Genomic DNA, 22953 nt, shown 5'->3' with positions numbered 1-22953 from the left:
TGTTACTCCTCGGTGGTCTTTGCCTGCCCTTCCACAAGCTCGTGTACTGCCTGGACGAAAGCGTCGCCACGGTGAGCGTAGGAAGAGAACTGATCCATGGATGCAGCCGCTGGAGCCATGAGCACGGTGTCCCCCGGCTCCGCCACGCTGGCCGCTGCCCTCACAGCCTGGGCCATGATGGTCTCACCAAAAATCGGCGAGGAGGCGTTACCGTCTGCGGTCTGCACACTTTCAGTGTCGCCCTTGGGCTGGGCTATCACGGGGACATCCGGTGCGTGTCGCTGGAGGGACGCTTCCAGGGCCTCGGTGTCCGTGCCGATGAGAACCACGGACTTCAAGCGGGGAGCGTGCTCCTTGACGAGGTCATCGTAATTGACGCCTTTGGAGAGGCCCCCTGCGATCCACACCACGTTGTGGAAAGCAGAAAGAGCGGCCGAGGCAGCGTGGGGGTTGGTGGCCTTTGAATCGTTGATCCACAGGACGTCGTCGTTTTTGGCCACGAGCTGGATACGATGCGCGCCGGGCAGATAGTTGACCAGGCCCTGCTTCACGGCGGCAGGCTCAACCCCGTAAGCACGGACGAGGGCCGCGGCGGCCAGAGCGTTGGCCACCATATGCCGTGGTGCAACTGGCCCAAGATCGGAAATGGATGCGAGTTCGGCGGCTGAGTCTTTCCGCTCTTCGATAAACGCGCGGTCAACCAACAACCCATTCACGACGCCCAGCATGCTGATGCCGGGGGAGTTCGTGGTGAATCCGACCGCGCGGCAGCCTTCCACGACGTCCGCGTTCTCCACCATGCGTTCGGTTTCAATTTGATCGGCGTTGTAAATGGCCGCCTTCTGCGTGTTCTCGTAGACCTTGGCTTTATCGGCAAGGTACGACGCGTAAGAGCCATGCCAGTCCACGTGGTCTTCGGCGACGTTCAGGCATACGCTGGCCACCGGTGACAACGACTGGCTCCAATGCAACTGGAAGCTTGAGAGTTCCACCGCAAAAGCGTCGTACTCCACGGGATCCCTGAGCGCGTCCAGGATGGGCGTGCCGACGTTGCCCACGGCAATGGCCTTGAGTCCGGCCGCCTGCAGCATGGACTCTGTCATCCCTACCGTGGTGGTCTTACCGTTGGTGCCGGTGATGGTGAGCCAATCAGCGGTCTTCCGGCCAGCTCGTTCGCGGACGCGCCACGCCAATTCGACGTCGCCCCACACAGGAATGTGCTTGCGTTTGGCGGCGGCCAGCAGGGCTTGGTCCGGGCGCCATCCCGGCGAAGTCACAATGAGCTCCGGCTTGTTGCCGTCGATGAGGGGAAGGACTTTCACGGCCTCTTCGCCCAGCAGCACATCCACCGCACCAACGATTTTCAGGGTGTCGGCCTGCGCCTTTGCTTTCGCCGTGGTCGAGGCGTCCACCACCACAACTTTTGCACCAAGTTCGATGAGGGTATCTGCCGCAGCAAAACCGGACACGCCGATTCCGGTCACCACCACCCTCAAGCCACGCCAATCAGCATCCCAGCTGGTGAGATCCTTAAGGCGGTCGTTGGCCGAGGCCGCGCTCTCCTGGTTTGCGTTCACAGCAGCACCACCCATTCAGCGTAGAAGATTCCAAGGCCCGCTGCCACGAAGAGCCCGGCAAGGATCCAGAAGCGGACAACAACCGTGACCTCTGCCCAACCCTTCAGTTCGAAGTGATGTTGCAGTGGGGCCATCTTGAACACCCGTTTGCCACCCGACAGCTTGAAGAAACCCACCTGGATGATGACGGAAAGGGTGATCAGCACGAACAAACCACCGATGAAGGCCAGCAAAAGTTCTGTGCGGGACAGGATCGCGAAAGCGGCAACGGCGCCTCCGATTGCCAGGGAACCAGTGTCACCCATGAAGATCTTGGCCGGTGAGGTATTCCACCAGAGGAAGCCCACTAAAGCAGCGCTCAGGATTGCCGCCAGGAGCGCCAGGTCCATGGGGTCGCGCACTTGATAACAACCGCTGCCGGCTTCACGGGGCGAACCGCATGCCTGGTTGTTCTGCCAGATCCCCATGATGGTGTAGGCGCCGAACACCATGATGGATGCTCCCGACGCGAGGCCATCCAGGCCGTCTGTCAGGTTCACGCCGTTGGTAGCTGCGGTGATGATGAGGTTGGACCAAACGACAAAAAGAATTGCGCCCAGGATGGTGCCGCCAAAGGCGAGATCCAGCCAGGGGATGTCGCGCACGAGGGAAATTTGCGTGGAAGCCGGACGGAGTCCGTCCTCGTTGGGAAACTGCAGCACCAGAACGGCAAAAATGATGCCGACGGCGGCTTGCAGGATCAGCTTGGCGCGGGCGTTCAAGCCCAAACTGCGCTTGTTGGAAATCTTGATGTAGTCATCCAGGAAGCCAACGAACCCCATTCCTACCATGAGGAACAGCAGAAGCAGCCCGGACGCGGAGGGTCCCGCGGACCGCGGATTCATCATCCACATGATCAAGTGGGTCACGAAGTAGCTGATCAGAACCGCAGCAACAACCACGGTTCCGCCCATGGTGGGCGTGCCGCGCTTGGTGTGGTGCGAGGTGGGGCCGTCGTCGCGGATGAACTGCCCATAGCTCTTGGCCACCAGGAACCTGATGAACAGGGGCGTCCCTATCAGGGCAACCAGAAGGGCGACGCCGGCGCCGATCAAAAGTGCAATCACAGCAGCTCGTTCCCTTCGCTTGCGGCATCTTCAGCCGCGCTTTCCCCGGTGGACTCGGCCCGTGGGGGTAATGCTATCCGATCACCCAAATGCCTCAGCCCCACTCCATTGGAGGACTTGAACAAGACCAGGTCTCCTGGTTGCAGCTCCCTTTGCAGGAGTTCGTAAGCTTCTTCGGCAGTCTCCGTGAACGAACATTCGTCCCCCCACGAACCTTCCTGGATGGCCGATATATAAAGGGCCCGCGCTTCGCGTCCCACCACCACCAGCCTGGAGATGTTCAAGCGCACCACCTGCGTTCCCACTGCGGTGTGCTCGCGGATTGAATCATCGCCGAGCTCCAGCATGGCGCCAAGGACGGCCCAGGTCCGCCTGCCCTGGCCAAGATCAGCGAGTGTGCGCAGTGCAGCCCGCATCGACTCCGGATTGGCGTTGTACGCGTCGTTGATGATGGTGACACCGTCAGGGCGTTCGGTTCGTTCCATGCGCCAGCGGCTGGCAGCGGACTGGGAACTAAGCGAGGAAGCAATGTCTGCCGCCGGAATGCCCGCGGCAAATGCCGCAGCAGCAGCAGCCAGCAGGTTCGTCACGTGATGGCCGCCGATGAGGCGGCTTCGGACCGGAACGGAAGGGCCGCCGTCGGGCAGTACAAGATCAAACTCGGGGTGGCCTTCGGCGTTGACCACAACGTTGCGCGCTTCCACGTCTTCGTTCGTCGCTGGAGAGGCACTAAAGCCCAGGACTTTGGCCCTGGTGCGGTTCTTCATGGCGGCAACGCGGCCATCGTCCAGATTCAGGACGGCCGTTCCGTGCTCACTGAGCCCTTCAACGAGTTCGCCCTTGGCCGTGGCGATGTTTTCGACACCGCCGAATTCCCCGGCGTGGGCGGTGCCGACCACCAGCACCACACCGATGTCCGGCTGCACCATCCCAACGAGGTACTTGATGTGCCCGATGCCGGTGGCTCCCATCTCAATGACGAGGAAACGAGTGTCCGTATCGGCAGCAAAGACCGTCAGGGGGACGCCCACCTCACCGTTGTACGAGCCCCGCGGAGCCACCGTGGGCCCGGCTTGGGACAACACGCCGGCGAGTAAGTCCTTGGTGGTGGTCTTGCCGGCGGAGCCAGTAATGCCGATCACCGTAAATTCCTCGCCGCGCTGTTCCCGGGCAGAGCGGATGCGGCGGACTGCTTCGGCAGCAAGGGCTCCCATGGCGAGCACGGCGTCATCAACAACGACGGCGGGATACGGCTTGCCGTCGACGTCGGTGACTTCGCGTTCGGCCAGCACCAGGACGGCACCCCGCTCGAAGGCAGCGTCAACGAAGTCATGACCGTCTGCGTGCTCGCCGGGCTTCGCCACGTAGAGCGAACCAGGTGTAGCTTCCCGGGAATCAGTGACGACGGAAGTGGGCGCGATGTCCCCGTCTCCGGTTAAACGGCCATGGGTGATGTGGGCGATCTCCGCCGCAGTAAGTGCAATCATCTCGGTTTAGGACTCTATCCGCTGGTCCGTTGAAACGCTGAATCCCCTGGATGTCAAGGCGGTCCGCAATTCCACTCTGTCGTCAAGGGCCAGGTTGACGCCCTTGACCTCTTGCCATACCTCGTGGCCGCGACCTGCGATGAGGATCGTGTCCTTCGGGGTGGCCAACTCCACTGCGAGTCGGATGGCGGCATCCCGCGGCGAGGATTCGATGATTTCACAGGTCAAGTTCCCTGCTTCACGGGCAGCGTAGGCACCTGCCAGGACCTCTGACCGGATAGCTGCTGCATCCTCATCGTGGGGGTCGTCGTCGCTGACGATGACAATGTCTGCCAAGCGCGCCGCAATGGCGCCCATCGTAGGACGTTTGCTTTGATCCCGCTGCCCGGTAGCTCCGAACACCACGATCACGCGGGAGCCTTCTTCACTGGACCGGACAGCCTGCAGCGCGCGGGCCAGGGCATCCGGATTGTGGGCAAAGTCCACCACGGAGGCCGGCGCGGTGGAGATGAGCTGCATTCGTCCAGGAACGGCCACGGTAAAGGGATCGTGGGCGTCGAGTGCGCCCTGGAGGGTCTCTACATCTATACCTGATGACAGGACCATGATCGTGGCCAGGGCCGCGTTCGCCACGTTGAAGTCACCCGGCAACCCCGTGTGTACACGCAGGACATGGCCGTCGGTGTGCCGCAGTTCAAAATCGGTGCCGAGTCCACGGGCGGCGGTTGAGGCAACGGACCAATCGGCAGGGCTGCCTCCTGTCGTTGCAGTAAGTGTGGTGACCGGAATGTCCGCTGTTCGCGCCAGGTTGCGGCCCCACTCGTCATCGACCATCACCACTGCCTGGCGTGCCCGTCCTGCGGTGAACAGCTCAGCTTTGGTGCGGAAGTACTCTTCCATGCTGCCGTGCAGGTCCAAGTGGTCCTGGGTGAGGTTCGTGAACCCTGCGACATCGAACATCACGCCATCCACGCGGTGATAAGCAACGGCGTGGGAGGACACCTCCATGGAGGCCGCTTCCAGCCCGCGTTCCCGCATCAAGGCGAGCAGTGCATGGACGTCAGTGGATTCCGGCGTCGTCAACAGGCTGGGAATAGGATCTCCCCCGGCCAGGATCTCGATTGTTCCGATAAGGCCCGGGGTTTTACCCAGGGCACGGAGCAAGGAGTTGATGAAGTACGTTGTGGTCGTTTTACCGTTGGTCCCGGTCACTCCAAACAGCGTCGGGAACCCGCTGTCGTCCGGCTGGCTGCGGTAGATCAGGGCAGCCAAACGCCCGACGACGGTGCGCGGCTCGTCAACGATAAGGACAGGCACGGGCTGCTCGCCTGCCAGGGCAAGCTGCCGTGCCCCGGCGTCGTCCGTGACTACGGCGACGGCGCCAGCCTCAACCGCCTGTGGGACGAAGTCGGCACCATGGCGCGAAGCCCCGGGCAGGGCCATGTAAAGGTCACCAGGTTCAATGGCCCGGGAATTCAGCGAGATCCCCGTCACTCCCCTGGTCCCGCCGTCCGCCGGGACGGCGACACCCAGGGCTTCTGCAAGGGACGACAAAGGCACTGCAGCCACAGACGCCGGACGGAAGCCGGATGTGCCGGTCTCCGGCGTCTCGGCGTGGAAAGCGGCCTCATTGTGCTCTGACACGTGGTTCTCCGTTGATGCTCGGTGGAACGACCGGCTTGGGGCCAGCGGCGCCCAGCCGGTAGTGATGGATCAAATTCTTTGGCCGAAACAGACGCCCAAGAAGCTTACTTGACGAACTGCGGCAGGCGCGCGGGGGTGCCGGTGGATGGTGCCACGTTGTAGGTCCTGAGGACCTGGGACATGACGGAACGGAACACCGGACCATTGGTGATGCCGTAGATATTTCCCCTGGGACGCTGCAGGACGACCTCGACGATAAACCGGGGGTCATCCATGGGCGCCATGCCCACCATCGAGGCCGTGTACCCGTCAAAGCCGGCGAGTCCATCTTCGCGGGGTGCCTGTGAGGTGCCCGTCTTGGCGCCCACGCGGTAGCCGTCAATGGCTGCGTCCTTGATCTGGCCCTCGGTCACTGCGCTTTCCAGGATGTCCCGCATTTGTTGTGCAGTTTCCTTGGACACCACCTGCCGGGACTCCTTGGCCGGAACCTTCTGCTCTTCACCCTCGGGGGTGATGTAGCTGTCGATGAGCCTGGGCTGCAACATCACGCCGCCGTTGGCAATCGACTGGAAGGCCCGCACGGTTTGCAGCGTGGACTGCGAAACTCCCTGACCGAACAGGACCGTGTATTGCTGGCGTTCGTCCCATTGATCAGGCTTGGCGAGGATACCCGTCGCTTCCGCGGGAAGGCCGATATCCGTTTGTTCGCCAACGCCAAACTTCTTCAGCCATTCATAGCGCTGCTCTTTGCTCAGCCTGCTTCCCGCCATCACGGTGCCGGTGTTCATGGACCAGCCCAGGATTCCGGCCAGCGTGCGTTCTTCGGTGCCGTGCTCGAACGCATCGGTGAACGTCTGGCCGTCAATGGTGTAGGACGGCGGGATGGTGAAATGGTCCAGCGGAAAGGACTTGCCCTCCTCGATCACGGCAGAGGCGGTGATCATTTTCTCGACGGATCCGGGCTCGTAGGCGGCCGTCACGGAACGCACACCCCGGTCCTTGGCATCAACTTTCCCGGGGTCGTTGGGGTCCGGGGCATTCGTGTCGGCCAGGGCAATGAGATTGCCCGTCTTGGTGTCGATCACAATGATGGAACCCCACTCGGCGTTCATCTTGTTGACCTGGCTTTGGATGGCCTGCTGTGCGAAGTACTGGATGTCCGTGTTGAGGGTCAGCTTGACGTCGCTTCCATCCACAGCCGGCGTGAGCTCATCAGTGGCCACGGGAATCCTGAGGCCATCAGCGCCAATCTCGAAAACACGCTTGCCCTCGGTACCGCGGAGGACCTGGTCCTGGGTTTGTTCGATACCTGCCTGGCCTGTTGTGCCGTCCTGGAGGAAGCCCACCACTCCGCCGGCCACGCTGCCGTTCGGATACACACGCTTACTGACGCCCTCGGCGGCCACACCGGGTATATGCAGCTTGGAGATGCGGTCTTCAAGCTCGGGTTTCACATCCTTGGCCACCGTGAAGTACTTCTTGTCACCAGTGAGCGACTCCCTGACCTTGGCGGGATCGGCCCCCAGGAGCGAAGCCAGTTCGGAGATACCCTGGTCCCGCGGGATAGTCTCCACTTCTTCAGTTTTTTCGTTGTAACGCTTGAACTCAGCGGTGGCGGTGTTCAAGACCTGGTCCACAACAATGTTGTAGCGGATGACACTGCTGGCCAGGACGGTACCGTTGGCATCCAGGATCCTGCCCCGTTCGGCAGGCAGAACCTGCGGCGTGAGACGGTTGGCAAGGGCGGCCTCGGCCATGCCGCCGACATCAAGGCCTTGCACCATGAAGAGTTTCCCGCCCACCACCAACAGCAGTGTCAGCATGATGCCAAGACCAACCCGGAGCCGCTTCCTCGCCGCCGGCACCTTCGTCTTTTTTGATTTGCCGGGGTTTTGCGCCACGTGGATTCCTTGCTGCTGGCCTTGCGTCGGTGATCTTGTGGGCTAGTGCCCTGGAGCCTTCTGCTGGGGAGCGGGAACGGATCCCCCGTGAAGCTCCGCAGGCGCGGCCGCCGGGGTTGCCGGCTTGGCAGCAGGCGCAGCCGGTGTGGACGCAGGCGCTGCAGGCGTTGCCGGCTTGAGGTTCTCCAACGGATCCTTGGTAGTCACCGAAGGCACCACATCAAGCTGGCCGGCAACGGCCGGAGGGGCGATCACGGCCGAGGGGTTGTCTCCCTTGACGGCCGGGGTTGCCTTTCCGGTGACCGTCATGGTGTTCAGATCGATCTGACCCTTGACGGTGGACTGTACCATTCCCAATTCTGCAGCCTTTGCAGCCAGATTCTGGGGAGCCTCGAAGTTCTGTTTCTTCTGTGTCAGGTCCTGGTTTTCCTTGTTCAGCGTGGCTGCTTCTGATTTGAGCTGCACCAACCGGTACTGGGCTGTGGATACAGAAATGTTAAGGACGAGCACCGTCAGCAGGGCGGCCGCCATCACCACGAAGCAGAGGACAACAAAGGGAGTGCGCCGCTTCCCGGGGGCGCTGCGCACAATCGAAAGCGGCGTACGCGCCTTTCGGCCGACGTCGGGCTTGCCGGCTGGAGCCGGGAGTGCCCTGGCCGTGTTGCCTACCACGGAGGGCAGTGTCTTCGCTGCGGCGGTGCTCATGCGACTCTCCTTGGCTTGATGCGCTCCACGGCCCTGAGTCGGGCAGACGCCGCGCGGGGGTTCTCGGCAATTTCTGCGGCCGTAGGCACTTCCGTGCCTTTGGTCAGCGTTTTCAGTTCGGGTTTGTGTTCTTCGAGTTCAACGGGGAATCCAAGCGGTGCTGAGGACTTGGATCCGGCCTGGAAAACAGACTTTACGATCTTGTCCTCCAGGGAGTGGTAGGACATCACGACAATCCGCCCGCCCATGGCCGTCGCTGCGACGGCGGCTGGAATAGCCCGTTCCAGGACGTCGAGTTCTTCGTTGACCTCGATACGCAGCGCCTGGAAGGTCCGTTTGGCTGGGTGGCCACCGCTCTTGGCTGCAGCAGCAGGTACTACACTGCGGATTTGCTCAACGAGTTCTCCGGTGGTGGCAAAGGGCTTCTCAGCCCGGGCAGTGACGATCCTGTTCGCAATCCGTCCGGCAAACTTCTCTTCGCCCCACTTGCGGATGATACGAACGAGCTCTTCTTCGCTGTAGTTGTTGACGACGTCTGCCGCGGTTTGCCCCCGGCTGGTATCCATGCGCATGTCCAGCGGAGCATCGTAGGAGTAGGCGAAGCCACGCTCCCTTTCGTCCAACTGCAAGGACGATACGCCCAGGTCCATGAGGATGCCGTGGACTTCAGCGATGCCGAGATCGGCCAGGACGTCCTCGATTTCGTCATAGACCGCGTGAACCAGATCCGTGCGCTCCGAGAAGGGTTCCAGCCGCGCACCGGCCAGGGCCAGCGCTTCCTCATCGCGGTCGATCCCAACGAGGTGCAGATCAGGGAAACGTTGCAGCATGGCCTCGGAGTGGCCGCCCATCCCCAGCGTCGCATCGATAACGATCGGAGTCTCACCACGGTCCCGGGCTGCTTCGAAGCCGGGGGCGAGCAAGTTGATGCAGCGGTCCTTCAGGACGGGCACGTGGCGCTCAGATGTGGGCTTTGCCGCGTCCTGCTCTTCCACGTTGCCTCCTCTTTCCTCAATCGCTTGCATTCAGTTCCTTGGATCGGATCCCCATCCGCGCCTATCGTTCCGCCGGCCTGGCTCAGGGGAAGTTGAGCCAGGAAGACAGTTCGATGGGCGGCTGGAGATCCCATCCAAGGACAGGGGCCAAGGCCCCATCCGCCGGTTAGATGAACCCGGGCAGATTGTCATCGTCGGTTTCCGAGAAGGCTGCTTCCTTCTCGGCGAGGTATTCATTCCAAGCCTCGGCATCCCAGATCTCCGCGCGGGTACCGGCACCGATAACTGCCAATTCCCGGCCAAGCCCTGCATAGGCCCGGAGCGCTGGCGGAATCGTCACGCGCCCCTGCTTGTCAGGTACCTCGTCAGAGGCCCCAGACAGGAAAACCCGAATGTAATCACGAGCCTGCTTGGAGGACAGTGGTGCCTCCCGCATCGATTCGTGAATGCGCTCGAATTCCTTCTGGCTGAAGACGTAAATGCAACGTTCCTGACCCCTTGTGAGAACCAGGCCCTCGGCAAGTTCCTCACGGAACTTCGCGGGAAGTATGATCCGGCCCTTTTCATCAAGGCGTGGGGAATGGGTGCCAAGAAACACCGGCCCACCGCCCCTCAGTCAAGGTGCCCGTTCATACCCAACCCTGCCAATACCCTCTTATGCGCTCCACTTTACTCCACAAAGCCCCACAGTCAACGCACCCCGGCGCGTTTCTCCACCACTTTGAGTTTCCGGAGGCCCGTAAATGCGCGGATCCAAGGGCATGGTGGGAAGTGGAGGACACAGGAAGGCCTGGGGCATGCCTCCATGCGCCACGGTCGGAATCAGGCACAGGCGTGGTCGCGCTGCGGATCCACAGTGGGCTATCAACGCCGAAGGGGTGGAAAGTGGAGGACGGTGCAGCAAGGACGAGTACGGCGGGTTAAACGCAAAAAGACCCATCAAGGGTCCTTTGTGTCCCCTGCAACTCAGGGGCATGCACCATTTGTCGGCGCAGGTATTAAGGAATCGTCGCTTGGAAAGGATCCAGCTCCGGGCTAATGCTGGCGGTCAGGCTCAGTTGTCGTCGCGGCGGCGCTCGTCCCAGCGCTCCTCGAGGTTGCTCATGAACGAACTCTTGGACTTTGACTTTCCGGCTTTCCCTTTCCGGGCCTTGCCGAACGCCGCGCCCCTAAGAGTCGCAAAATAGACACCTGCGCCCATCACCACGAAGCCGAGGACACCAACGAAAATCTGTTGGAGTGACACGCCGACCAGCAGCAAAAGGATGCCTGCGATGGCACCAAGGACACCAATTATCACGTGCCGGGTTGACCAGCTGCGGATGGGATCCGAACCCATGGTGTTGGCAAACTTCGGATCGTCCTCATGAAGCTGCTTCTCAAGTTGCTCAAGCAGCTTCTGTTCATGCTCCGAGAGGGGCATCGCGACCTCCTTTAGTCAGCCAGCGTCTGGACGAATCGCGGCCTGTGCGTCTGTTTCCAAAACGATCGGGCCACGAAAAGCGTTCCCAAAAATTTCCGCTTTGTTAGCGGACATCCCGGGACCGACTGCTCAGGAAACAGCTGTCCAGACGATCTATATATCTGTACTAATTAGGATAGTTTGTCAGGCGCTGTTCTGAAAGACGCGCGGAAGGCACCTGCGCGGCATCGCAGCGGTCATTCGGCGTCAGGAGTCTTGCGCGGATCCAGGAGCTTGGCCGGGAGCAACGTTTTGGAGCCGAAGCGTTCCGCAACTCGGTCAAGGGCCTGCTCCGCGGCCCGCCAGTTGTCATCCCGTCGATCAAGGCTGAGCTGCATGGACGCTTGGCCGGCCGGTTCCAGCTGCTCCGCACGGACACCCACAAGACGAACGCTCATGGATCGCGCCCCCAGGGATTCCAGCAATTGCACGGCAACCTGGTAAATAAGCTGGGCACTGTCAACGGGAGTATGTACCGTCCGGCTGCGGGTCACAGTGGAAAAATCGGCGTATCGGAGTTTCAAAGCGACGGTTCGGGCCAGCATCCCGGAACTGCGCAGCCGCGCTGCCGTGCGATGGGACAACCTGAGGAGCTCCCTGTGCAGCAGGGCGTCGTCTGCCGAATCTGTGGCGAAAGTCTCCTCCGCCCCGATGCTCTTTTCCAATCTCGTAGGAGTGACCGGCCTGGGATCTATTCCCATGGACAGCCTGTGTACATGCTCTCCGCTGGCGCCAAGGACCTTTTTCAGCGATGCCACCGGCGTAGCCGCTACGTCGGCCACTGTCCGGATGCCGAGCCGCGCCAGCACCTCGCCGGTCTTGCCGCCGACTCCCCAGAGAGCACTGACCGGCAAGGTGTGAAGGTACTGGATGGTGTCCTCGGCGTCGATCTGGAGGATGCCGTCCGGCTTGCAACGGGTGGATGCGATCTTGGCCACAAACTTGGTTCCGGCAATCCCCACTGAAGCGGTGATACCAAGCTCAGACCGAACCCGTTTGCGGATGAGGTGGCCGATGTCCAAGGGAGACCCGAGACGGCGGATTGCACCGCCGACGTCCAGGAAAGCCTCGTCAACGCTCAGCGGCTCCACGAGGTCCGTGATGGAGGCGAAGATCTCCATGAGCTGCGCTGAGACCTCGTAGTAGAGCTTGTGGCGCGGCTGGATGATGACAGCTCCCGGGCACATCCGCATGGCAATAGCCATGGGCATCGCTGACTTCACACCTGTGGCCCGGGCTTCGTAGGACGCCGACAACACGACGGAACGTTCAGCAGGGAAGCCGACGATCACTGGCTTGCCCCGCAGGTCCGGCCGGCTGCGCAATTCCACGGAGACGAAAAAGGCATCCATGTCCACGTGGAGGATGCTGGTTCGCCGCTGTTCCCGCAGTGCATCTTGAGCGCTGCGGGCTGGTTCGCTGCCCGCGCTTTGGGCGCTACCGAATGCTTCCTGCCTCACAACGGCAATACTATGCCCGGCCACTGACTAAACTGGAGGCACTGTCCCCCGTCAGCCCAAGGAAGGATACCCCTGTGAAGCTCTTTGGAACTCCTCAATCGCGAGGGTTTGCCCTGCTCGCAGCGAGTGTCGCCCTGGCGGTTTCCGCCTGTACTCCGTCCACCAGCAACACGGCTGCCCCATCCACATCGGGGAACTCCTCTGATTCATCCACGGCTGCGCCCTCTTCCCCAGCCTCCGCCTCATCCTCGTCACAGGCTCCTGACACGTCCGGATCAGCCGGACCTGTGCCCGGAGCGACGGCCACAGTGGGCGCCTTGGTCCCGGGCTTTCCGGAACAGCTCATCCCGGTGATGCCCAAGACGTCAGTGCGCTCCAGCAGCTTTGACAAAAACGTATCTCCTGCCACCGTTGCCCTTGTAGGAACGGTCAAAGCTCCGCCGGAAAGCGTGGTGGATTACTACAAGACCTCGCTTGAAGCACAAGGATTCAAGGTTGTTCCGGGCCCCGAAGCCGTAGGCAACGTCACGTCGATCGACTTCATCCGCGGTGACGGTGAAACAGTCAACGTGTCAGTGAGGCAAAAAGAAGGCGTTTCCACGTTCACCATCGGCGCCAACGTGGCGGCCGGGTCCGTCAAGTGACGCCGGTTTCCCAACTCCACACGGAGCAACTCGAGTTTATTGCCGGCGTAGCCGGGAAGCTGAATGAGTTCCTGGCGGTCCAGCAGGACATGATGGCTACGATTTCCCCGGACGTCGCGCCCCTCATGGGGTCAATATCGAACCTCGTCACAGGCGGAAAACGGCTTCGTGCGCTGATGTGCTACTGGGGCTGGCGGGGTGCGGGCGGTCCCGCCGGTGACGCGGACATCCTGACGGCCGGCTGCGCTTTGGAACTTTTCCAAGCCGCGGCCCTCATCCATGACGACATCATTGACCGTTCCGATACGCGTCGCGGAGGCCCCAGTGTGCACCGTCGCTTCAGCCAACTCCATGAGGCCAATGGATGGGCGCTGGACAATGAACGGTTCGGCCATGCAGCAGCGATCCTGACCGGCGATTTGTGCCTTTCCTTCAGCGAGGAATCCTTCACGGAAATCGGCCCCAGGGCAGCAGCAGGAAGCGAAGCACGCCGCATTTTCAACCTCATGCGGGCCGAGGTAATGGCCGGGCAATACCTGGACATTCTCGAGGAAGTAGCCGGTCCTGTACGCGATCGCGCGGGTTCCGTGGAGCGCGCCACCTCGATTATTCGCTATAAATCCGCAAAATACTCCACCGAGCACCCTTTGGCCCTGGGTGGAGCGTTGGCGGGCGCTTCGAAGGAGCTGCTGAAGGCATATTCCGCATTTTCCTTGCCCTTGGGCGAGGCGTTCCAATTGCGCGATGATGTCCTGGGCGTTTTCGGCGATCCGGAGACGACAGGAAAACCTGCAGGCGATGACCTCCGCGAGGGCAAACGGACAGTGCTCGTTGGATTTGCCATTAACCTGGCTCCCACGGATCAAGCCACGTACTTGGACGAAATGCTGGGGAAACCGAATCTGGGTGAGGACGAAGTTTCCACAATCCGCAACATAATGGTCCACTGCGGAGCGCTTGACGCCACGGAGTCGCTGATTGCTGAGCTAAGTGACAAAGCCTTCGCTGCCCTGGAACAGCTGCCGCTGGAAGAATTACCGCTCACAGCATTGCGCCAACTGGCTGAGGCAGCTGTCAGCCGGGCCGCTTGACGGGTTTTTCCAGGCGTTGAGTTTTCCAGGCGTTGAGACGACGACGGCGGTCAAGAACCGCCGTCGTCCGCTGTTTAACTGCTTATGACGGAATCTAAACTGCCGACTACCAGGCGAGAGATTGGGCGCGACGCCGAATCTCCGTCTTGCGTCCTTCGCGCAACGCATCCACCGGCCGTCCCCGCAATGAATCGTCGGGGGTAAACAACCACACGATGAGTTCTTCGTCGTTATAACCAGCATCGCTAAGAACCGCAATGGTTCCCTTCAAGCTGTCAACGACGTGTCCATCCTGAATAAACAGCGCCGGAATCGAGCGGATATTACGCTCTCCCCGCCTGATGGCCACCAGTGCACGCTCATCCAACAGTCCGTGGACTTTGGTGATGGAAACTCCCAACAGCTCGGCGACATCCGGCAGCGGCAACCAGTCGGAAACAAGGCTTTCTACATTACTCACGGAACAAGGTTGCCACGCCGGGCTGCCAGTCGCCTAGCCGGAGCACGACGGCGGTCCCTCCGTGCGGGAGAAAGTCGCCTTTTCAGGGGGATGAATTCGGCGAAGAGATTTCCAAGGTGCAGGAATTGTTGTGCCGAATGAATAAGTGTGAGAGATTCACACTGATCACACTTGCAACATTGATAACATCAGTAACATTGGCAACACTGGTAACAGCGGCAACACAAAACTATTCCCGCTGCTGAGATGAGGACACACTCCATGACGACGCCCCGCTCGCCGAAACGAACCATGAGCATGCCGGTAATTGCGGCAACCACGGCTGCGCTTCCCGCCGTGGTTTTGTCCTCGCTTGCCTTGGCCCAGCCAGCCACGGCTGCACCGGCACCCCAGCCGCGAAAGATTCCCGCTACGCTCGCTGCAGCCATGAAGGCCCAGGCCACCAAAGTGGGCAATGTGATTCCCGCCCAAGCAGTTGCGGCAACGCTTCCTGCCGCCCTGCGGCCCATGGCTCCCTCCGTACCGGACACATACAAGATCGTCCGCGGAGACACCATCAGTGCCATTGCACGCCGCTTCAACCTGGACACGTCCGCCGTCCTGCAGTTGAACAAGCTCACGGCAACAACGCTGATTTACCCTGGCCAAACCATCAAACTCACTGGCACTGCTCCGGCCGCCCCTGACCAGGCGCCCACGCCGGCGCCGAGCGCACCTTCAAATGCCACCACCTACACGGTGGTCTCGGGCGATACGCTGGGCGCGATCGCCGCCCGGCACGGTGTCCCGCTGTCCAGCATCTTCAGCTGGAACAATCTCAGTGGCAGCTCCATCATCTACCCTGGCCAGAAGATCAAGGTCAGTGGCGGCTCCTCGCCCTCGACTCCCTCTGCGCCGGCACCCGCTCCGGCACCTGTGGCCACTCCCGTGGCGAGCACAGGCTCTTACACCATCAAAGCGGGCGACACCCTGAGCTCCATTGCATCGCGTCACAACGTGTCGTTGTCAGCCCTGATGAGCGTCAATACAGTGTCGGCAACGACCGTCATTTACCCCGGGCAGAAGCTCACCATCCCCGGCACTACGTCACTGCAGCCCGCCGGGGAAACCAAGCCCCTGGTGCCGAGCTCGTTCCTGGGCTTTACGTACCCGCCCGCTGTTGTCAGCTCCGCCAACGAGAACAAGGCGCTGCTGAACGCTTCGCCTGTCCCGAGCCGGGATGAAATGAAAGCGATCGTGGCTGATACCGCCCGGCGCATGGGAGTCAGCCCCTCACTGGCACTGGCCTTCGCCGAACAGGAATCCGGCTTCGACCAGCGCGCGGTCTCCCCCGCCAACGCCATTGGAACCATGCAGGTCATTCCGTCCTCCGGCCAATGGGCATCTGACTTGGTGGGCCGCAAGCTCAACCTCCTGGATCCATATGACAATGCGACGGCCGGCGTCGCCATCATCAGGGCACTCATCGCTACCAGCAAAGACCTCGACAACGCCATCGCCGGTTACTACCAAGGGCAGTACTCGGTCAGCAAGTACGGCATGTACGACGACACCAAGCGCTACGTCGAATCGATCAAGGCCCGGCAACGTACTTTCGGCTAGGCCGTTCCCAAGCACCTTCGGACGAGGCCTGGATCCATTGCGGATTCGGGCCTCTTCCCTGCCTCGTTTAGGATCATATGGTGCAGGAACCAACGCAGGACCACCTCATCGGGACCACGGTGGACGGGCGCTACCACGTCCGCTCACGCCTTGCCAGGGGTGGAATGTCCACCGTTTACCTGGCCACGGACCAGCGCCTGGAGCGCGACGTGGCCCTCAAAGTCCTGCACCCGCACCTGGCCAATGACGAGACGTTCCTGGAGCGACTCAGCCGCGAGGCCAAGGCCGCCGCGAGCCTGTCCCATCCCCACGTTGTCAGCGTGCTGGACCAGGGCGAAGACGGGCATATCGCTTATCTGGTGATGGAGTATGTCAAAGGCCATACGCTCCGCGACGTCATCAACCAGCAGGGTGCACTTCCACCGCGCCTTGCCCTCGCCCTGATCGATCCGGTCATCGAAGGTCTTGCGGCAGCCCACGGATCAGGACTCATCCATCGGGACATCAAGCCCGAGAACGTGCTGATAGCCGAAGACGGCCGGATCAAGGTAGGCGACTTCGGATTAGCCAGGGCTGTCACGGCCACCACAAGTACTGGCGCCTTGATCGGCACGGTGGCGTACCTCGCTCCCGAATTGGTGCTCGGGAAACCCGCCGATGCCCGCAGCGACGTCTACTCAGCGGGCATCATGCTCTACGAAATGCTCACAGGCAAGCAGCCATATGCTGGTGAGTCCCCGATTCAAGTTGCTTACCAGCACGTCAACGCCGTAGTTGGCCGCCCCTCCGAGGCTGCTCCCGGTCTTGCCGAAGACCTGGACGAACTGGTGCAGTGGTGTACTGCTGTGGACGCCGAAAACCGGCCCGTGGACGGCTCCGCTTTGCTATCCGAACTGCGCCACATCCGGACCACACTGAGCGACGAACAACTGGACCACAGGCAGCCTTCCTCCCGGCCCCTCTCCCCTGGCGCTGCTGCTGGGGCAGCGGGTTCCGTCGGGGCAGCCGCTTCCGGGGGTCCCGCTTCCGGCGCTGCCCGGCAGGGGGCCACCCCGCAGGAGAATCCCACCGAGGCCCTTGCCACTACAGCGTCACCCACCGAATTCATCCCACACCAGAGCAACCCGACAACCGTGATGGCAGCGTCTGCGCGGCAACCACGCAACGCCGGCCTGGCCCTTCCCGGTGTGGACGACGACCTGCGCCAGCCCGGCAAACGGGAGCAGAAAAAACTGGAGCGGCAACAGGCTAAAGACCAAGCCCGGGCTGCTGCCACCCCGGTGCGCCCCTTGCGTGAAGGAAATCCCCGGCGACGCGCTGTTATTTGGACAGTCGTAATCGTGATCCTGGCGCTGCTGGCAGCTTCTGCCGGATGGTTCTTCGGCATGGGGCCTGGATCTCCAGGCACCGTTCCCGATGTCAAGAACAAGACAGTGGCCGAGGCCCAACAACTCCTGCGAACAGCAGGATTCCAGTCCGAGCCCAAGGACGTATTCGACGACGACGTCCAGGCCGGTCTCGCCGTCGGGACTGAACCCAAATCGGGGGAAGTGGTACGGAAATTTCAACCCATCGCACTTTTCGTTTCGAAAGGCGCACAGCTCTTTGCACTGCCTGCGCTGACTGGCGGAACCCTGGATCAAGCAAAGACTGCCCTGAACGCCGCCCAAATGACCCTCGGCAATGTTACGGAGGCTTTCGACGAAAAGATCCCCGCGGGCATTGTCATCTCCCAGGACCCTGCCCCTGGCAAACAAGTCCGCCACGGCACGCCGGTATCCTTCGTTGTTTCCAAGGGACCCCAGCCTATCCCCGTTCCCGATGTTCGGGGTTTGCCTCAGGACGCTGCCGTGAAAGCACTTCAGGATGCCGGGTTGAAGGCCGTTGTCGCTCCGGAGACAGTCAACGACAAATCCGTGCCCAAGGGCGCCGTTGTGGCACAGTCCCCTGGCAACGGCACGCTCGTCCGCGGCGAAACGGTGACCCTGACGCTGTCCAAGGGACCCAAAATGGTCAAACTCCCCAATTACGTTGGCCAGCAGGCCAAGAAGGCCGTGGAGGAGCTTGGCAAATTGGGTTTCGAAGTCAAGATCACCGATGTCCTCGGCGGTTTCTTGGGAATCGTCCGCGACCAGAGCCCAGCAGGCCCAGAAGCGCCGGAAGGGTCAACCGTTAACCTAACGGTGGTCTAGCCGTTCCATCCTAGTCGCAGACTATAGAAACTGGGGCGGCCTGGATTCATCCGGACCGCCCCTTTTCTCGTATCTACTATCGCTTGGACAGGGCTCCTGCAACCAGGAACGCCATCTCAAGTGACTGCATGTGGTTCAGGCGCGGATCGCAGACAGACTCATAGCGGTCCAGGAAAGCGTCCTGGTCGATCGGATCTGCGCCACCGAGGCACTCGGCGACGTCGTCGCCGGTCATTTCGACATGCAGGCCGCCCGGAACCGTTCCCAGGGAGTGGTGTACCTCGAAGAATCCACGTACTTCATCGATGACGTCGTCGAAGTTGCGGGTCTTGTACCCGTTTGGCGAGGTCACCGTGTTGCCGTGCATCGGGTCTGTCACCCACAGGACCTGGGCACCGGAAGCGGTAACGCGCTCGACGACGGCCGGCAGCTTTTCGCGGATGTTGGTGGCTCCCATGCGGGTAATGAATGTCAGGCGCCCGGGTTCGCGGTTCGGGTCCAGCTTGTCGATAAGGCGCAGGGCATCGTCGCCGCTGGTGGTAGGGCCGAGCTTGACTCCAATGGGGTTCCGCACACGGGAAAGGAAGTCCACGTGGGCATGATCGAGTTCGCGGGTCCGCTCGCCGATCCAGAGGAAGTGGGCGGAAGTGTCGTACGGCAGGCCAGTGCGGGAGTCGATGCGGGTCAATGCCCGTTCGTAGTCGAGCAGCAGTGCCTCGTGGCTGGCGAAGAACTCAACCCGCTTGAGGGCCTCGAAGTCAGCACCACACGAGTCCATGAACATGATGGCGCGGTCAATGTCACGGGCAAGGGATTCGTACCGGGCATGTGCCGGGTTCTCAGTGAAGCCCTTGTTCCACTGATGGACCAGCCGAAGGTCCGCGAAGCCACCCTGGGTGAATGCCCGGATCAGGTTCAGTGTGGATGCCGAGGTATGGTATGCCTGCAGCATCCTGCCGGCGTCGTGCGCGCGGGACTCGGGTGTGAAGTCGTAGCCGTTGACGATATCTCCGCGGTACGCGGGAAGTGTCACGCCGTCGCGGGTTTCATCGTTGGACGAGCGTGGCTTGGCGAATTGGCCTGCCATGCGGCCCATCTTGATGACCGGCATCGCAGCACCGTACGTGAGCACGACGGCCATCTGGAGGATCGTCTTGACGCGTGCGCTGATCTTGTCCGCCGTGGCGGCTTCAAAGGTTTCTGCGCAGTCTCCCCCCTGCAGGAGGAAAGCCTTGCCCTGGGCGGCCGCAGCCAAGCGCTCCCGAAGAACGTCAACTTCGCCGGCAAATACCAAAGGCGGAACGACGGAAAGTTCCTTAACGGAGGCCTTGAAGACCTCAGAGTCAGACCATGTGGGCTGCTGGGAAATCGGCAGGTCCCGCCAGGCGTCGAGACCGGGGTAATTTGCAGCCCCACTCTGGGCGGTGCTGGCGAGTGGGTCTACTACGGGGGGTGCGGTGTTCGCGGTTAGCTCAGTCACCCTTCAAGAGTAGTAGCCTCCGCCAATGTTGGGGCACTGCAGGCGTAACTGTCCCTGCCGGATGCGTCACAGTCCCCCGCTGGCTGCTCCCCCGTCTTCCGTGGGTCCGTCCTTGTCATCAGCGATGTCTGAAGGAGCCTCCTCGGCCGCTTTGACTTTCCCAACTGTCCCGGGCCCTTTGCCATCCATCCGGGCCTTGACCACAGCTGCATATTCGTCCACATACTCCTGGCCGGAAAGCCGCATCAACTCGTACATGATTTCGTCAGTTACGGCTCGTTGAATGAGCCGGTCATCTTCCATGCCGTAATAGCGGCTAAAGTCCATCGGCTGCCCAAAGATCACACCGATACGGCGGATGCTGGGCAGCCTCTTGCCAATGGGCTGAACCTTTTCCGTGCCAATCATGGCCACCGGCACTACAGGGACACGGGTCTGGAGTGCGAGCCGGGCAACACCCACCTTGCCCCGGTAGAGCTTGGCATCCGGACTGCGGGTGCCTTCGGGGTAGATTCCCAAGAGCCCGCCGGAATTCAGGACGTCCCTCCCGGCTTGCAGCGATAGCTCCGATGCGGCTCCCCCGGAACGGTCCATGGGCAGTTGGTTGGTCAACCTGAAGAACAGCGCTGTCAGGCGGCCCTTCATGCCCTTGCCGGTGAAGTACTCGGACTTGGCAAGGAAGATCACGGGCCGATCCACCATCAGGGGAAGGAAGATGGAGTCCGAAAAAGACAAATGGTTGGACGCCAGGATCGCTGCGCCGTTTTCGGGGACGTTGTCCAGCCCTTTGACCCATGGCCTGAACAGGAGTTTGAGAACAGGACCAAGAAAGATCCTCTTCATGACCCAATAGAACACGTTTGTCCTCTCACGGCCGGTTTACGGGCGTCCTTCCGGCCAAGCCGGCGGCACTCAACAGCAACCCTACTCCAGTGAGAAATGTCGGGAAGAGTGACACGATGGAGCCATGACGGAACGCAACCAACCAGCCGCGCCGCTCGCCTTCCACCATCCCGGCCACGGAGCCAATGCTTCCACCGGAGTGGCCATCTGCCACGGATTTACGGGTAGCCCGCTGAGCGTCCTGCCTTGGGCCGAGTATCTGGCCGGGCAGGGCTTTTCCGTTTCAGTGCCTCTGCTTCCCGGTCACGGAACCAGCTGGCACGATCTCGCCACAACACGCTGGCAGGATTGGTACAGGACATTTGAGCGAAGCTATCTGAACCTTGCCGCCCGGACCGAAACGTGTTTTGTGGCAGGCCTGTCCATGGGCGGTGCCGTTGCCCTCCGCGTCGCTTCACTGCACGATGTTCCGGGCCTGGTCCTGGTGAACCCGGGGTTGAGTTTCTACGATCGCCGCGTCAGGTACGTCGGAGCACTCAAGTACGTCATGCGGACCACCTCACCCATTGAGGAAGAAAAGCCGACGGCGGCTGCTACCGAGGACGGTGACTACTCAAAGACGCCTTTGAAGTCCGTGCACGAACTGAAGAAGCTCTTTCGCCAAGCAACCCGTGCCCTCCCACAAATTCAAGCACCGGCGCTTGTCTTCAAATCTTCAGTGGACGGTGTCATCCCGCCCAGTTCCGTAGCTATGATCAGCAGGCATATGGACCCATCACGGCTCAAGGTGGTGACCCTCCCGGCGAGCGGCCACGTGGCCACGTTGGATGTGGATGCACCCACCATCTTTGAAGAATCGGCGGAGTTTTTCCGTCAGCATGCCGCGGACAGAGTAGCCTCAGAGTCATCATGAAAATGCTTCCCGATTTCTCCCCGTTCCTCAGCAACTGGACTGGCTCAGGCCCCCGGGTTGGTGTCGTCATGTCACACGGGTTTACGGGAAGCCCGCACAGCGTTCGGCCCTGGGCCGAGCACCTGGCAGCGGCGGGATATGCCGTCAGGGTTCCATTGCTCCCTGGGCATGGAACTACCTGGCAGGATATGGCCACACGTTCATGGCGTGAATGGCACCGGGCCGTTGACGATACCTACAGGGAACTGGCAGGCGAATGCGATTTCGTCTTCGCGGCCGGACTGTCCATGGGCGGAACACTGGCCCTGCGCATTGCCGCGACACGGCCCGTGGCCGGCACTATTGTGGTCAACCCAGGCCTGGTACTTGATGACCCTCGGGCTGTCATCGTTGCGGCCCTGAAGTACGTCGTGAAGAGCACTCCGGCGATCGCCAATGACATTTTGAAGCCGGACCAGGACGAAGGGGCATATTCCCGCACCCCGGTTGCAGCGGCCCACGAGTTGAAGAAGATGTACAAGGATACTGCCGCGCTGCTGCCCCGCATCAGTTCGCCCGTCCGGGTCTTTCGTTCCACGGTGGATAATGTCATCTCCAACGCCAGCCTTGAGTTCCTCCGTGCACGGGTCCAGGCGCCCGTTGACGTCACGTACCTCAGCAACAGCCATCATGTTGCGACCCTGGACAACGACGCCCCTGAAATCTTCACGGGAACTGTCGACTTCATCCAAAAGACCATGGCGGCACTGGCCGGCAACGGGTCTTCCCTCGAAAAGGACAAAGCCGATGAACAGGCCTGATCCCAACTCTGCCGATCAGAGCGCCAACAAAGATGACGACGCTGTCTGGTTGGATTTGGTGGCCAGGCTGGAAGCGACGGAATCCTCACCCCTCCCAGAGGCCTCCGAACCGGGTCGGCCGGAAACGGACCAGGCAGGAGCCGCGCCGGTCAGGAAAGACGCGCCAGCCAGGGAAGACGCACCAAAGGCCTTCAGGGACTTTGATCCGCTGGGACTGTCGTCTGCGGCCACGGCGCCAGAGGCTGATGCCCGGACGCCACAAGGAGAAAAGGAACAATCAGACGGCGGGCCCCTGGGTCCCCGCGATTTCGAGGTGGACGACGACGACGGCGCCTTCGTGCCCGAGGAGCCTCCCAGCCTGGTAGGAACCGACCCGCTGACCATGCTGGCATGGATCGGCGCTGTGGGTGGCCCCCTCGCCCTGCTTTTTACGGCGATGTTTTGGCGTTCGGCACCGTTGCTGGCCATCCTTGGCATAGTGGTGGCCTTTGCAGCTTCCGTCGTCTACCTGATCATGCGGCTGCCGCACGAGAAAAACGAGGACGACGACGGCGCACGCATCTAGCTGCTCTCGCGCCTGCTGAATTGTGG

General features: G+C 61.4%; 20 protein-coding genes. 7 read left to right on the top strand and 13 right to left on the bottom strand.

From position 1 onward, the window contains the following. Window positions 1-2: 2 nt before the first annotated feature. The 10 genes from murD to dinB all read right to left on the bottom strand — a co-directional run bounded on the left by murD (window position 3) and on the right by dinB (window position 12337). Window positions 3-1592 carry a UDP-N-acetylmuramoyl-L-alanine--D-glutamate ligase gene (gene murD, locus AC1DD7_RS21810; protein ID WP_477516523.1) on the bottom strand — a complete coding sequence of 530 codons (1590 nt, stop codon included), beginning with the start codon at window positions 1590-1592 and terminating at the stop codon, window positions 3-5. After that, on the bottom strand, window positions 1574-2683 hold the full coding sequence (gene mraY / locus AC1DD7_RS21805) for a phospho-N-acetylmuramoyl-pentapeptide-transferase (protein WP_477516522.1): 1110 nt from the start codon (window positions 2681-2683) through the stop codon (window positions 1574-1576). The genes murD and mraY overlap by 19 nt, the downstream gene beginning before the upstream one ends. After that, window positions 2680-4170 (bottom strand): UDP-N-acetylmuramoyl-tripeptide--D-alanyl-D-alanine ligase, encoded by a 1491-nt coding sequence (locus tag AC1DD7_RS21800; protein WP_477516521.1) that lies wholly within the window; start codon window positions 4168-4170, stop codon window positions 2680-2682. Before AC1DD7_RS21800 ends, mraY begins: the two co-directional genes overlap by 4 nt. Window positions 4171-4176: 6 nt before the next feature. Beyond that, a complete protein-coding gene (locus tag AC1DD7_RS21795) occupies window positions 4177-5814 on the bottom strand; it encodes a UDP-N-acetylmuramoyl-L-alanyl-D-glutamate--2,6-diaminopimelate ligase (RefSeq protein ID WP_477516520.1) in 1638 nt (545 codons plus the stop codon). Window positions 5815-5918: 104 nt separating this feature from the next. Further along, on the bottom strand, window positions 5919-7715 hold the full coding sequence (locus tag AC1DD7_RS21790; protein ID WP_477516519.1) for a peptidoglycan D,D-transpeptidase FtsI family protein: 1797 nt from the start codon (window positions 7713-7715) through the stop codon (window positions 5919-5921). 42 nt (window positions 7716-7757) lie between these two features. Beyond that, window positions 7758-8420: a cell division protein FtsL gene (gene ftsL, locus AC1DD7_RS21785; protein ID WP_477516518.1), complete on the bottom strand. Its 663-nt coding sequence runs from the start codon at window positions 8418-8420 to the stop codon at window positions 7758-7760. Beyond that, on the bottom strand, window positions 8417-9445 hold the full coding sequence (gene rsmH / locus AC1DD7_RS21780) for a 16S rRNA (cytosine(1402)-N(4))-methyltransferase RsmH (protein WP_477516517.1): 1029 nt from the start codon (window positions 9443-9445) through the stop codon (window positions 8417-8419). Before rsmH ends, ftsL begins: the two co-directional genes overlap by 4 nt. Before the next feature lie 136 nt (window positions 9446-9581). Beyond that, the gene (gene mraZ / locus AC1DD7_RS21775; RefSeq protein WP_223936683.1) at window positions 9582-10013 is read right to left on the bottom strand and encodes a division/cell wall cluster transcriptional repressor MraZ; all 432 of its coding nucleotides are present in this window, start codon (window positions 10011-10013) and stop codon (window positions 9582-9584) included. A gap of 456 nt (window positions 10014-10469) precedes the next feature. Next, window positions 10470-10838, bottom strand: coding sequence for a DUF3040 domain-containing protein (locus AC1DD7_RS21770; protein ID WP_224167050.1), 369 nt, complete (start codon window positions 10836-10838; stop codon window positions 10470-10472). Between the two features lie 236 nt (window positions 10839-11074). Further along, window positions 11075-12337: a DNA polymerase IV gene (gene dinB, locus AC1DD7_RS21765; RefSeq protein WP_477516516.1), complete on the bottom strand. Its 1263-nt coding sequence runs from the start codon at window positions 12335-12337 to the stop codon at window positions 11075-11077. Between the two features lie 74 nt (window positions 12338-12411). Between dinB and AC1DD7_RS21760 the strand changes: the two genes are divergently transcribed. Continuing rightward, on the top strand, window positions 12412-12981 hold the full coding sequence (locus tag AC1DD7_RS21760) for a hypothetical protein (protein WP_477516515.1): 570 nt from the start codon (window positions 12412-12414) through the stop codon (window positions 12979-12981). Then, window positions 12978-14072: a polyprenyl synthetase family protein gene (locus tag AC1DD7_RS21755; RefSeq protein WP_477516514.1), complete on the top strand. Its 1095-nt coding sequence runs from the start codon at window positions 12978-12980 to the stop codon at window positions 14070-14072. The genes AC1DD7_RS21760 and AC1DD7_RS21755 overlap by 4 nt, the downstream gene beginning before the upstream one ends. 106 nt (window positions 14073-14178) lie before the next feature. On the opposite strand, the gene AC1DD7_RS21750 is transcribed toward AC1DD7_RS21755, so the two are convergent. Continuing rightward, a complete protein-coding gene (locus tag AC1DD7_RS21750; protein WP_216922937.1) occupies window positions 14179-14532 on the bottom strand; it encodes an Rv2175c family DNA-binding protein in 354 nt (117 codons plus the stop codon). Window positions 14533-14793: 261 nt separating this feature from the next. On the opposite strand from AC1DD7_RS21750, the gene AC1DD7_RS21745 reads away from it, so the two are divergent. Both AC1DD7_RS21745 and pknB read left to right on the top strand, forming a co-directional pair. Next, entirely contained in the window at window positions 14794-16134 is a 1341-nt protein-coding gene (locus tag AC1DD7_RS21745; protein WP_477516513.1) for a lytic transglycosylase, read from the top strand. 77 nt (window positions 16135-16211) lie between these two features. Beyond that, window positions 16212-18326: a Stk1 family PASTA domain-containing Ser/Thr kinase gene (gene pknB, locus AC1DD7_RS21740; protein WP_477516512.1), complete on the top strand. Its 2115-nt coding sequence runs from the start codon at window positions 16212-16214 to the stop codon at window positions 18324-18326. A gap of 76 nt (window positions 18327-18402) precedes the next feature. Here pknB and AC1DD7_RS21735 read toward each other — a convergent pair whose 3' ends face one another. Together AC1DD7_RS21735 and AC1DD7_RS21730 are read right to left on the bottom strand one after the other, a co-directional pair. Next, on the bottom strand, window positions 18403-19806 hold the full coding sequence (locus AC1DD7_RS21735) for a class II 3-deoxy-7-phosphoheptulonate synthase (protein WP_431119635.1): 1404 nt from the start codon (window positions 19804-19806) through the stop codon (window positions 18403-18405). 66 nt (window positions 19807-19872) lie between these two features. Further along, a complete protein-coding gene (locus tag AC1DD7_RS21730) occupies window positions 19873-20664 on the bottom strand; it encodes a lysophospholipid acyltransferase family protein (RefSeq protein ID WP_477516511.1) in 792 nt (263 codons plus the stop codon). A gap of 109 nt (window positions 20665-20773) precedes the next feature. On the opposite strand from AC1DD7_RS21730, the gene AC1DD7_RS21725 reads away from it, so the two are divergent. Genes AC1DD7_RS21725 through AC1DD7_RS21715 form a run of 3 tightly spaced genes read left to right on the top strand, consistent with a single transcriptional unit; the run spans window position 20774 to window position 22927 of the window. After that, window positions 20774-21562 carry an alpha/beta hydrolase gene (locus AC1DD7_RS21725; RefSeq protein ID WP_477516510.1) on the top strand — a complete coding sequence of 263 codons (789 nt, stop codon included), beginning with the start codon at window positions 20774-20776 and terminating at the stop codon, window positions 21560-21562. Further along, window positions 21559-22362, top strand: a complete 804-nt coding sequence (locus AC1DD7_RS21720; RefSeq protein WP_416418663.1) for an alpha/beta hydrolase — start codon at window positions 21559-21561, stop codon at window positions 22360-22362. Before AC1DD7_RS21725 ends, AC1DD7_RS21720 begins: the two co-directional genes overlap by 4 nt. Continuing rightward, window positions 22349-22927, top strand: coding sequence for a hypothetical protein (locus AC1DD7_RS21715; RefSeq protein ID WP_477516509.1), 579 nt, complete (start codon window positions 22349-22351; stop codon window positions 22925-22927). The genes AC1DD7_RS21720 and AC1DD7_RS21715 overlap by 14 nt, the downstream gene beginning before the upstream one ends. Window positions 22928-22953: the final 26 nt, after the last annotated feature.

It is taken from the genome of Paenarthrobacter sp. 10L412 (assembly GCF_056395565.1).
Note: the sequence above shows the minus strand (reverse complement) of the source record. Positions and strands in the feature narration are given on the sequence as shown.

Coding starts and splice junctions, on each gene's coding strand:
- murD (WP_477516523.1), bottom strand. CDS start 1,592: ATGGGTGGTGCTGCTGTGAACGCAAACCAGGAGAGCGCGGCCTCGGCC.
- AC1DD7_RS21800 (WP_477516521.1), bottom strand. CDS start 4,170: ATGATTGCACTTACTGCGGCGGAGATCGCCCACATCACCCATGGCCGT.
- ftsL (WP_477516518.1), bottom strand. CDS start 8,420: ATGAGCACCGCCGCAGCGAAGACACTGCCCTCCGTGGTAGGCAACACG.
- rsmH (WP_477516517.1), bottom strand. CDS start 9,445: ATGCAAGCGATTGAGGAAAGAGGAGGCAACGTGGAAGAGCAGGACGCG.
- AC1DD7_RS21770 (WP_224167050.1), bottom strand. CDS start 10,838: ATGCCCCTCTCGGAGCATGAACAGAAGCTGCTTGAGCAACTTGAGAAG.
- AC1DD7_RS21745 (WP_477516513.1), top strand. CDS start 14,794: ATGACGACGCCCCGCTCGCCGAAACGAACCATGAGCATGCCGGTAATT.
- pknB (WP_477516512.1), top strand. CDS start 16,212: ATGGTGCAGGAACCAACGCAGGACCACCTCATCGGGACCACGGTGGAC.
- AC1DD7_RS21725 (WP_477516510.1), top strand. CDS start 20,774: ATGACGGAACGCAACCAACCAGCCGCGCCGCTCGCCTTCCACCATCCC.
- AC1DD7_RS21720 (WP_416418663.1), top strand. CDS start 21,559: ATGAAAATGCTTCCCGATTTCTCCCCGTTCCTCAGCAACTGGACTGGC.
- AC1DD7_RS21715 (WP_477516509.1), top strand. CDS start 22,349: ATGAACAGGCCTGATCCCAACTCTGCCGATCAGAGCGCCAACAAAGAT.